This is a genomic window from Bartonella quintana, assembly GCF_009936175.1.
Classification (GTDB): Bacteria; Pseudomonadota; Alphaproteobacteria; order Rhizobiales; family Rhizobiaceae; genus Bartonella; species Bartonella quintana.
Window position 1 is genome coordinate 743,211 of the sequence record NZ_AP019773.1, and the last position, 12,571, is coordinate 755,781.

Here is a 12,571-nt window from a genome sequence, read left to right on the forward strand (position 1 = left end):
ATGGATAGCTTTCCCCAATCTATTTTGAAGTATTGTTTCATAATAGAAGAGTAATAAAAGGACTATTATAAATTTTTAAATTTAAATACGGATATTATTTTCATTTTGAAATAAATTTATAAAATATATATTATAATTATTTTTACTACAACTATCAAATAAATTAATATTTTTTATATTATAGAATAAAATATATTAATTTTATTAAATTATTATTTTTTTGATTCTTTAAGAATATCGTTTTAGATATTAATAATAGTTATGAGTGATGTTAAAATTTTTTCTATAGTTTACCCATTATGTATATTTTTCTACTTAGTTTACTATATAATAAGCTATATTGATGGCAGTAGAAAGTGGGATTATCAATAAAACAATTTTAGGATGAGTTTAGCTATTATACGCCCACTAACTTTTGATAAAAGGAGGGAAAATAGTGAAACGATGCAAAATTTTACAAAGATAGTAAATCTAAAATAGTAATGAAGGTACAATAGTTTTTTCTATAGCTATCAGATTCATTATGCCAGCAAAGGTAGAAAATAAGCTGCTTCTTTCTTGATGATTATGTCGCATTGAATATCTCTTTGCCTGACGATTTTGTACAGCTTTGATGACAACAGATATGGCGAACAAATTTTACTACAGTTTGTTAGAGAGCACAGGATACTGCGCGTGTCCTCATTTGGATGCGAAGGTATGTATGCTTTTTAAGAAGGCAAGTATGGATGTGATCATTTTTATTTTTTAAAAGGTACTCGGTCAGGATTTAATTTTTTTTAGACGATTTTTAGCAACGCTTAAATTATAAATGTAGGGGAATTTTGTAATGTTTTTTTTCTATTGTTAAGCTGAAAGTGCCCCTACAGGATTTTTTTTGCTGCCCTTCTATTCTTAAATTTTTTGAATGTCGTTTCAGTTTTTGCTCAATCTTCGGCTATTTTTATAGGCGCTCAGCTACAGATGATTTTATACACAAACATTCTGAGTAGCAAAGACTACAACAGATTGAGAATTTACGCGCCTTAATTCCTTTTAAGCAATGCTTCCCTCTTCTGATGGGGATCAGGGAGGAGTTTTTGGTGACGGATATTGCTTTGCGATTCATCGCGTTTTGGTTGAGGGTGTGCATTAAAAAAAAGCGCACTATCGCAAAACCTATGGATCCTTATGCTGGGAAATATATCGGTCTCGTTAATATAAATCTTAATCAAACAATTAATCAAGCTCTAACAGCGTTCATAACTGTCTTGGGCGTGCTGATAAAAATACAGAATGCTCTACGGTTCAATTAACCGTATACTAATTTATTCAAAATATTCAGGGAGAAAAAATAAAATAAGCTTTAAGATTTTTCAGTGCATAGTTCTGTTCAATAAGACCGGATGTAACGTAGGACAATCTCCTCAGAGTCTATATTAATACATTGTGAAAGAAGCTTAGTGTCGATCAGATTGAGATAAAAGGGCATTGTTAGAATGCAGAATGCCAACGCCTTATGACATTGATCAGAAAATAGGAGTAAGGATCAATGCAAGAGCAACAATTTATGCTTGTATGGTCCAAGCAGGATTCTGTATAAAGATAAATGAGGGGAGAGTGTTATACTTTTTAAGAAGAAAATCTTCCCATTTGTCAGCTTGGCGCTGTCATATCTCAGAGAACTGTCAAGCAGCACTTTAAATAGCTCTTTTTGAAAACCTATAAAAATGCATTGGGATGTGAGTCTTAAGTCTTTCTGCTGGTGATGGGCAACAGTCCTCACATTCTTTTTTTCTTTCCTGTGCGGGATTGTTTCTTCAATCCACCATTTCAATTCAGTCCTGAACTATCTTAGCCAACGAGGAAAAAATACTAACAAGTTTACAAGCCTTCTCATCGTAAATAAACCCATTGAAGGAGGAGAAAATGAAGAAAATCCTGAAATTATTAGGTGGAATAGCTTTATTTAAGCATGGTTAGATATTGTAATCAACCATCTTAATCGATTTTGGCATTATGGGAAAAACCCAAGTTTTTGATCAGTCTACGGTTTAACAAGCACTGTCACATGTGGCTGGAAATTAGTTTACTCTTCTCCCGAAGAGATGGATTCACGTGTGATCGAGTTTGTATCAGTTCATGAGTGCCATGAGTAACACAGGTTATCGATATAAATTGCAGGATACAAAAGGGGGCTTACTTTTCACAAGCTCCAAGAAGTGACTCGTTTTTAGTTAATCTGATGGTAGCCAGATATCAGCAGTTTATCGAAAATGACACCTCTGGCGTGATTAATGCAACGAAATAGGAACATGCTTGATGACTCTTTAAGAATGAAAGAAAACGTCAGAAAATGAAAAAAGCTTTATAAAAAAGATCATTAGTGTCACACACATTCTTGAGGAAGTAACTGGATGAACAGCACTAACGGAGAGAGAGCTAAAAAAACAATGGCTCTTTTAACCACAATACAGGTGAAGTCCATCAGCAGGCTACAAATTGGCAATGGTATTATTAACGGTCTGAACTGTGCGGGTATTCCCATTCACTACTTTTTTATCAAAACTTACTTGATGTAAAAATGGTTTTATTAAACTAGGGTGGTTCATCAATAGAATTGGTTTTGGTGAGATATTTTACTTCGATGACATCTCAATTTCAAGATGGTGAATACTCTGATGTATCGTAGATTTTTTTCTGGAGATTTACAGTTTTACGTTAATTTTTACGTGAGTAGTCTTTTATCTTGTCTGTTTAGAGATCATGTCTTCATCTTTGGATGAGGCAAGACGGCAGCATTAAATAGCATATTCTGAAAGGTTTCATTGACCAATGGTGAAGAATTTATGATAGGGCATTAAGGGAGCCTTGTTTTGATTCAAAGATTCTATTTGTTTATCCAAATCTTCATTTCAGGTATTGATAGCTTTGATATTGAAATGCGATATATCTCTGCTGCAATGTATATTGGTGAGTGTTCCCCTCCAGAATTTTTCGCAACTAAAGAGATGTTTGTTGTCCCATTTCTCGTATATTTTATCTTTTTCGTAGTTTTTATAAAACAATTTATGTGTTTTCTTTTTTGGTTCCTTCTGTATTTTTAAGAAGCTGGATGTAATTTTCATATTTAAATCTTTTCAAAATTTATATTTTATAGTGCTTTTCTTTACTATTATAAGCTTATTGAGACTATTTTTCTGGCGTTTTGCTTTACTGTTCTTAACTGTATTTGGAACCAATTCTTTAGAAAATTGCCAGCGTAAATTATGATTTCTATTTTTTTGTTCTCGCTTTACATAAAATACAAAACGTATTATCTGTACTGCGGTAGTGAGATGAGTAGTAAATGTTACTTATTTCATACTTATCATGTTTAAAACAGTGGTTTGCTTTTTTCCTGCATTTTTTGTTGAGAAAAAAAAGTTTGAAAAGAAATGATAATCAGAGTGTCGAAAAATCGCTTATATTCGCGCGTTTTTACAGCAGCTATTTTCTTTTTTTTATCAAACATGAATGTTGAGGCACGTTCTCCTTCGTCTGTATCACTTTCATGTGGGGGAGAAAAATTACCTTATAGATGCAGTGATGGTGCAAAACATACAATAATTGATAAAGTGTATAATTTCGTTGGATCTTCTGAAGAAAAGAATGGGAGTGATGATTTTTTTATATCGTCTGCTGTCATAGTGGCACAGGAGCCAAATACAGTTATCCAGGTCATACGTCTAAAAGTTGAAGGCACTGTTGGTGTAGAAGAAGATACCTATGGTGTAGTCGCTTCGCGAGGTGGGAGCGTTATTTTGAGCGATTCAACCTTTAAAAATGTATCAACAGCTCTGAGGGCTGAGAGTGGAACGATTGAGATGAATCGTGGATCGATTAAGAGTTCTCAGGCGGGTGTTTATGCGGAGAAGCAGGGAGCATCTGTTGTTTTAACAAATGTCAAAATTAAAGTGGAAGGTCAGGACGTTGGTCAAGAGGCGGCTCTTTTAAGTGATGTTGGTGCAGATATTAAGATGATGGGTGGATCGATTGATGTAATGGATGCGGCCGCCCTTTATGTGGGTACAAGAGGTAGTGCAACTTTAGATAGTGTTACTCTTACTGCAAAAAGTCAAAAAAATGCAAATAAAGAAGACGGCTTTCCTTATGCAGTTTTAAATGTAAACCCGTATGGTTCTATTTCTTTAAAGAATACCAATGTTACTGCGGCTGGTGTTCGTGCTTTATGGATGGGATTAGATGTTAACGCACAATTAAGTATCGGCCGGGAAAGAAACATTTTGGTTTCGCGGGTTAATATTGAAGACTCGACAATTACAGTGATAGGTAGCAAACATGGTATGCATTTTGATATGGATAAAGGAAACAATGAATACAAACAAGGAATTGTTTTTTTGAAAAAGGCGACTTTTGAGGTTCTAGATGGTGTAGCTATTCATAGTGAAAAAAGTAATGGTTATATTGCAGTAACCGCAGGCACAAAGATCTCTGGTGATTTATTGTTAACCGCTGAGAAGAGATCTTCTGTCGTGATTTTGGCTAATTCTTCCTTGCTTACAGGGGGTACTCGCGTTGCTGATGATTCTGTTGCTGAACTTTATTTGACAGGAGGGACAAAATGGGTTTTGACAAAAAGCAAAAAAATAAATCAGCAAGTCTCAAACCATGTAATTTCCTCCATTTCATTTGTAAGACTTTCTGATAGTGTTATTGCTTTCGAAACTCCAATGTTTCAGGAGTACCAGACACTTCATATTGGAAAAGGAGGGGAAGAAGTTTACAGTGCGCAGGATAGTGCAAGTCTTTATCTCAATACATATCTCAATGATGATGGTTCGCTCAATAATCAAAAGACTGACCGGCTTTTGATTCATGGTGATGTTTCTGGAAAAACTACAGTCTATGTGCAATTTGTTGCAGGCAATCAGGGGAAGGTAGTAGACGATGAAAATGCTCAAAGTATTTCAATTATTCAAGTTTCTGGAAAAGCAGCGGAAGATTCTTTTCAGTTGAATAGTGCTTATATCGCGTTGGAAGGTTTGCCTTACCAATATTATCTTCACGCCTATGGTCCAAGTTCTTCTCGTGGGAACGCACAGACTGCACAAAGATTAGTTAAGGGCGATGGAGATTTTTGGGATTTCCGCCTCGAGAGTAAATATATTCAGCCTACTTCGACTACATCTATTGTAGCTGATTCTGAGCTAAGGATAAGGGATGTTGTCCCGCAAGTTCCGACCTATCTTCTTTTGCCAAATGCTTTTTTTCATGCTGGATTGGTAGATATCAGTAATCAAAACGAACAGTTAAAAACTATGCAATCTGTTTTCGGTAAGCTGTTAAAAATCGATGAAACTGCTGCTTTGTTTGTTCACTGTTATGGCGGAAGTTATCTTTATATCTCAGACCTTTCTGCACTTGAATATGGGTACGGAGGCAATTTTGACTATAATGCTTTAAAAGTCGGTATTTTGCTCAAAAGAGCGGAAAGCGCATACGGAATTACATCCTTTGGGCTTGTGGGGACTCACGGAAAACTTTCTTTGCAGCCTCGGGATGTTGCACACAGTCAAAAAAGCACATTTAACAAATGGTCAGTTACAGCATATAGTAGTATAGAACATGACGTTGGTTTTTATATGCATAGTCTTTTATCCTATGGCCTGTTTGAAGGTGATATTCTTACTCTTACACGAGGTAAAACAGCAAAATTAAAGGCGAATCCTCTGAATATCTCTTTGTCTGCTGGTAAAGCGTTTATAACAAGGTATGAAGGTCTTATTTTTGACCCGCAGGTTCAGCTTATTTATCAAAATCTTCAATTTCATAAGGCTCGTGATATTGACGGTTTTGATATTGCGATGGGAAAATCTGATCAATGGATAATGCGTGTTGGTGCGCATTTCATTAAGACTCTTGCAGAATCTGAAAAAGATCGTGTCATTTCTTTTTACAGCAAGCTTCATTTTGTTAATTATTCTGGAGGCAAACAATTTGTACACTTTAAAGATGCGTTTCAGTTGGGATCTTTTGGTTCTTCCTTAGAAGTTGGATTGGGTTTTAATTCGCAATTGTCTCAAAAAATTGCACTTCACAGTGATCTCATCTACCAACATAAGCTTACTAAGGCTGGTTTTTCTGGAGTTCGTTTTTCTGGTGGATTGCGTTATCATTTTTAGTCAATCCTTTGAAAAATTGTAAATAAGATGAGAGCTTTATGGTGTTTTTATTTTTTAATGTCTGATTCAATTGCTTGGTTTTTAGAAAAAGTTGTCATATCTACAAAGAGGCTATTCAAATTTGAAGTGGTGAAAATAGGTATGACATTTATTAAACACTTTTTCACTAAACACGATAAGAATAATGAATTAATGCGATAAGAATGCATAAATTAAATGACAATGTTTCGTTACAAGCTCATCCTTATAGAATATCGGTGCAAAAAATAGTTTTGAAGAAATTATAATTCTTCATTGCAACTGAGATAGATATTACAAACAAGACATTAAAATTTTTTTTACAAAACATCCACTTTAACTGGTAGCGGGTTAATTGTTCGTTTTATATTGGAAGACGGTCGTATAGTGTGGAAATTTTTCTGATGTTTTTTTGTGGAAAGAGAAGGCTTGTATTAAATATATTGAGCACAAATCTCTTCTCATCCATAATATAGAGTGAGTGCGGGGTATGTGCATTTTTTCTATTACTCGGCGATTGTATGAAAATGAAAATTATGGAGGAAAAACAGACGAGGGAGGAAGTTTTTCTTTGAGCGCCGTGTTGGATATACGAAAAATTTATAGCGTGTAAGAAAAACTATTGCCAACACTATTGGAGAAGATGCAATCTTTTCTTGGTTCTTAGTTTGGAGTGGTTTAGGAATTCCTAGCTTTTCATCAATATTTCTTTCAGTAACATTGTTGTCTTTTATTTTTTCTTCATTTACATTTTTATTATAGCATGGATGTATCAAATTTTCTTTATAAAAAGAATTTTTTTAATTTATATAAGAAGTAATAATTTAATGATAAATTTTATATTAAAAATATATTTTTAATTATTAAATATAATTATTTATTAAATATAGTATTTTATTTATATTTTTAGAAATTATGTTTCAAATTTATTTAAATGGCATGATAGAAATTTAAATTGTATTATTACGATATAATTTTTAATAGAAAAAAGTGAATTAAAATGGGTATCTCAAGTCCATCTAGTGATTCACACGGTAATTCATATTCAAAAGGTTTCTTTGAAAAATGTGCTCCTTGGGATTAAGTACTAGTGTAACCAGGGATGATATTTTATAGGAGCGCTAGCAGAAGCAGAAACTAGGTTCATGAAAAATCTCACTAAAGGTGAACTGAAAGGCGGGATTAAAAGTCTTTTCAGGGAAGAATCGCATGGACTTATGATAGGGACTAATATTGGTTTTATGAATAAAACTACTGAGTGCTTTAATTGGTAAAGCCAGTGTGCCGATTTTAATTTGTACAGAATATCCATAAAGATATTTCTAAAGTCGATATTGTTATCGCCACTTGTGTAGCGATATATATTTTTAACAGTATTAAAATCGCATTTATTTTTTTAATCTTTTCTTACATATTTAAATAGCGAATTTGTAAAAATATAAAATTATAATTATTTGAAAATATTATTATTTATATTAATATTAATTTTTATTATTAAATAAAATAATTTGCAATTTAGATAAATATATATTATATATTACAAATTTATATTTTTATATACAAAAATAAAAATTAAGTGAAATAGATTTTAGTGAAATATTCTTTATAATTTTAATTTATCTATTTGTAAATTTTATATTTTATATACATATTTAATATTTTTTAATTATTTTATATAAATATAATTTATATATTTACCTGAATTATATTTATATAAAATATTATATTAAAAGTGAAAATTAAGATATTATGTATAATAATTTAATGTATTAACATTTATAAAATTTTTATTTATATATTTTATTATTTATTTAATTCTATTTTTGTAGAGAATATTATATATATTTTAATATATTAATAAAGTTATTTTTGCAATTTTTCTGAAGAAGCAAATAGTTATTACAAATGTTATTGATTATTGGTGATGCAAGCAATGTGCTTGATAATGTAGAGATTAAAAAAGACTGAAAAATTTTTTGCATGCAATTCATAGATTCTTATAAAAACTTTTTGAAAAATTATAAAAGAGGAAAAATAAATTGTGGGCAAATATTAAGCGTTTATAATGAAATTCTTCACTTTCTAGTGGGATTACCGTTTTTGCATTTACAATGCATTAATTGCATGTGTAATCTATTCTAAGATTTTGTTTAAAATCCATAGATAACCTCTATTTTGATTTTTTATTGAATAACTGTATTGATGTATAACAAAAGTGTATGAAATACCAAAATAATAAGCGTTTTGATTTGAAATATGAAATCTGATTGCTTAATAACCAAAAAATCTATGTATTATCAAACTTACTTAATCATTTTTTCCTATTTAAAACGCTCATTTGAGCTAATTTCCGTGATTAATATTTGTTCTGCAATGAAAAGTCATATGAGTTAATTGGGATATCAATAAACTTTGCAGACAAATTTAAAAAATATACGATAACGCAATCTTACAGTTATTGTGGATTTCATTTTATGAACTTAAGAAGCATCACGATTAGCATTACAAATGTTTGCAAAAAAATGCTTTTATCACGAGCTATTCAATTTCTTTGTCGTTTATAATTTTTTTCATCATTTTATCTTAGCTAAAAGATAATGTCTAATGAATTTCTATTTATCTTATTTTATCTTAGAACGATGGAGTTATACTGATGTCAAAAAAAGTCATGATCGTGGAAGATAATGAACTGAATATGAAGTTATTCCGTGATCTTGTAGAAGCGAGCGGCTATGAAACCGTTGAAACACGTAATGGTCTTATGGCATTAGATTTGGCTCGTTCATCAATGCCTTCTCTTATCCTTGTGGATATTCAGTTACCTGAGGTATCAGGGATCGACGTCATTAAACAATTAAAAGAGGATGAAGTACTTAAATCTGTTCCCGTTGTTGCTGTAACAGCTTTTGCTATGAAAGGGGATGAAGAGCGAATTCGTGCAAGTGGTTGTGAAGAATACATGTCAAAGCCTATTTCCGTTCCCCATTTTATCGCAATGGTAAAGCGCTTTTTGGACTGAAACTTTTTTAAGTGATAGTAGAAAAAGACACTAAAAAAAGCTAATGAAGTAGCTGCGTTATATTGAAGATGTTTTTGTGGGTTAGCGCATAAGGTATTTTGGAATATCAAAGCACAGATCCTGAAAATGAAAACTGAGAATTCAGAGTTTTTCTAGCCGATATCTTCTTAATTTTTCCCTAAAAAGAAGTTAATTCCTTATACATCTCTACTTTTTTCCGACAGATATAAACTGGTCGTATATTTTTCCAAAAAATCCGCTTTAGCAGAGAAAAAGCCCCATACAAACAGAGGGGGGCCTTATGAAGGGTGCAAAAATTGAACCTAACGCTTTGAGAATTGGAAAGAACGACGTGCTTTTGCTTTACCATATTTTTTACGTTCAACAACACGGCTATCGCGGGTAAGAAAGCCCCTTTTTTTCAAGATTGTGCGAAATTCTGGCTCGTAATAGGTTAAAGCTTTAGAAATACCATGGCGTACTGCACCAGCTTGTCCAGAAAGACCACCACCTGTAACGGTTGCAATAATATCAAATTGGGTATCCCTGTTTATTGCAACAATTGGTTGACGAAGAATCATTCTAAGAACAGGACGTGCAAAATATTTGTCAAATTCCTTATTGTTAATGGTGATTTTTCCGAAGCCTGGTTTTACCCACACGCGGGCAACAGCACCTTTACGTTTTCCTGTTGCATAGGCACGGCCTTGTGAATCAAGCTTTTGTACATGGATAGGAACGACATTTTCATGAGTTTCTGTAAGACTTGTTACTACGCTAAGCTCAGAAAGAGAATTAATTTCAGCCATAATCAAGCAATCCTTTTGTTTTTGCGGTTTAAAGCACCAACGTCAAGAGTTTTGGGCTGTTGCGCCGCATGCGGGTTTTGACTTCCAGCATAAACATGTAGATTCCTCAATTGGCGACGACCAAGCGGTCCACGAGGAATCATACGCTCTACAGCTTTTTCAACAACGCGTTCAGGAAAACGTCCTTCAAGAATCTGACGTGCGGTGCGTTCTTTGATTCCACCAATATAGCCGGTATGCCAATAATATTTTTTATCTGTATATTTCTTGCCAGTAAGAGCTATTTTATCTGCATTGATTACAATAACATTATCACCATCATCAATATGTGGAGTAAATGTGGCTTTATGTTTGCCACGTAAGCGGTTAGCAACGAATGTGGCAAGACGACCTAAAACAAGGTTCTCTGCATCAATAATAACCCATTTTTTCACCACTTCAGTTGGCTTTTGTGAAAAAGTTGCCATAGAAGTATCCTTTATTAAAACCCTTTAACTGAGGGCATTTTTGTTGCTTTGCGTTGAAAATTGTTATCAAGCGAAATATTTAACTATTATCTGCTCTGATATAATGTCTTTCGATTTACGTCAAGAGAAAATAAATACTGTAAAACAGTATCTTATTATTGAAGTATTATAAGCCTAAATATTTGCAGCACCTTACGCATAATTTTAAGCGAGAATGGATGCCGTCAAAGAGTGCCTCATCTTTAATTCTTAATTGTATTTTATTCGCTTTCATTGTAAAATAAATAGTAATGCAGCGGTTCCATTATTTTCTCAATGTTCAATCTTCTGCCTGTGGTCAGGCTTGGTTAGATGCCCTTGATATTCAGGGAATAAATAATGCACGTGCTATTTCTCAAAAATTTGGTTTTCCAGATGCGTTAGCGCGTGTTCTCTCGGCAAGAGATGTAGATGAATCTGAAGCTGTAGCTTTTATCAATCCAACCTTGCGCACGCTAATGCCTGATCCAGAAAGTTTTATGGATATGCAATGCGCAGCAGAGCGCATCGTTAAAGCTATTCTGAATCAAGAGAAGGTTGCTGTTTTTGGTGATTATGATGTTGATGGTGCGTGTTCATCAGCCCTCATAGCGCGCTTTCTACGTTATTTCGAAATAGAAGTAAAAATTTATATTCCTGATCGTATTATTGAAGGATATGGTCCAAATGAACAAGCAATGAGGATGTTAGTACAAAAAGGTGCTCATTTGATTATCACCGTTGATTGTGGCGCGAACAGTCCAGATGCAGTAAGAGCAGCTAGGTTGGAAGGTGCTGATGTTGTGGTTTTAGATCATCATCAAATGACAGAGGTTCATCAGGAAGCTGTTGCACTGGTCAACCCTAATCGCCCGGACGATTTTTCTGGACAGGGGCATTTATGTGCTGCTGGTGTTGTCTTTGTTACGTTAGCGTGGGTTAATCATTTATTGCGAAAAAAAAAGTTTGGAGAGAAGCTTCCTGACCTTCTCAGTATGCTTGATCTTGTTGCATTGGCAACCATATGTGATGTTGTTCCATTACAAGGTGTTAATCGTGCTTTTGTGGTTAAAGGACTCCAAGTTGCTCGTTCCATGCATAATTTCGGGATAGCAGCTTTAACAAAGGTTGCGCATATAGATGAGCCACTCAATAGTTTTCATTTAGGTTTTTTGTTAGGTCCTAGAATTAATGCAGGAGGGCGTATTGGAGACCAGGCTTTGGGCGCGCGTTTGCTCTGCTGTGAGGATAAAGACGAAGCTGACAAAATAGCAGAACGATTGGATCGTCTTAATCAAGAACGCCAAGAAATGGAGGGTGTTCAATTAGCACAAGCAGAATCTTATATTGATTCCCTTTATCAAGAAAGAGAAACACCAATGTCAATTGTGATTGCTCATCAAGAATGGCATCCAGGAATTATTGGTATTCTTGCATCCCGTTTAAAAGAACGTTTTTTTTGTCCTGTTTTTTCCATTGCTTTGAAAGAGGATGGAAGCGGTGTAGGATCAGGACGCTCCATTGAGGGTATAGATTTAGGAGCACTTGTTCGTGAAGCTGTTATGTTAAATTTATTAGAAAAGGGTGGGGGACATAGTATGGCAGCTGGAATTACGATCCAATCGACAAAAATTGAAATCTTCCGAGAATGGCTGGAAAAAAAAGTTTCTTTAATGGTTTCACGGTTGCGTGCTAAAAAATCTCTTAGCATAGATGGTTGTCTTTCTGCTTCTGGTGCCAATCAAGCGCTTTTTGATATGATCGAAAAAGCAGGGCCATTTGGTTCAGGGAATACTACACCGGTTTTTGTTCTTCCCTCTCATCGGTTAATTAATCTGTGTGAAGTTGGAAAAGGGCATCTTCGCCTTGTTATCTCTAATATGGAAGGAAAAAAACTGCAAGGAATAGCATTTCGTGCTATGGGAACACCGCTTGGTTACTTTCTTTCTGAAAATATTGGTGAAATGATCCATGTGGCTGGTAATCTTAGTTTGAATTATTGGAATGGAACTATCAATCCACAACTGCGCGTTATTGACGCAGCAGCAGTGGTTTGAGCGAGATATTTTTTTGAAA

The 12,571-nt window shown here is 33.9% G+C and carries 5 protein-coding genes; 3 read left to right on the forward strand and 2 right to left on the reverse strand.

Annotated elements, in window-relative coordinates; translation table 11 throughout:
- Window positions 1–3,416: 3,416 nt before the first annotated feature.
- Together MF1_RS02955 and MF1_RS02960 are read left to right on the forward strand one after the other, a co-directional pair.
- Window positions 3,417–6,164: an autotransporter outer membrane beta-barrel domain-containing protein gene (locus MF1_RS02955; RefSeq protein WP_161510425.1), complete on the forward strand. Its 2,748-nt coding sequence runs from the start codon at window positions 3,417–3,419 to the stop codon at window positions 6,162–6,164.
- Window positions 6,165–8,835: 2,671 nt separating this feature from the next.
- A complete protein-coding gene (locus MF1_RS02960; protein WP_011179413.1) occupies window positions 8,836–9,201 on the forward strand; it encodes a response regulator in 366 nt (121 codons plus the stop codon).
- Window positions 9,202–9,524: 323 nt separating this feature from the next.
- Here MF1_RS02960 and rpsI read toward each other — a convergent pair whose 3' ends face one another.
- Window positions 9,525–10,010, reverse strand: a complete 486-nt coding sequence (rpsI, locus tag MF1_RS02965) for a 30S ribosomal protein S9 (protein ID WP_014924109.1) — start codon at window positions 10,008–10,010, stop codon at window positions 9,525–9,527.
- 2 nt (window positions 10,011–10,012) lie between these two features.
- Window positions 10,013–10,477, reverse strand: coding sequence for a 50S ribosomal protein L13 (gene rplM / locus MF1_RS02970; RefSeq protein WP_161510426.1), 465 nt, complete (start codon window positions 10,475–10,477; stop codon window positions 10,013–10,015).
- 290 nt (window positions 10,478–10,767) lie between these two features.
- On the opposite strand from rplM, the gene recJ reads away from it, so the two are divergent.
- Window positions 10,768–12,552 carry a single-stranded-DNA-specific exonuclease RecJ gene (gene recJ / locus MF1_RS02975; RefSeq protein WP_161510427.1) on the forward strand — a complete coding sequence of 595 codons (1,785 nt, stop codon included), beginning with the start codon at window positions 10,768–10,770 and terminating at the stop codon, window positions 12,550–12,552.
- The last annotated feature ends 19 nt before the right edge of the window (window positions 12,553–12,571 follow it).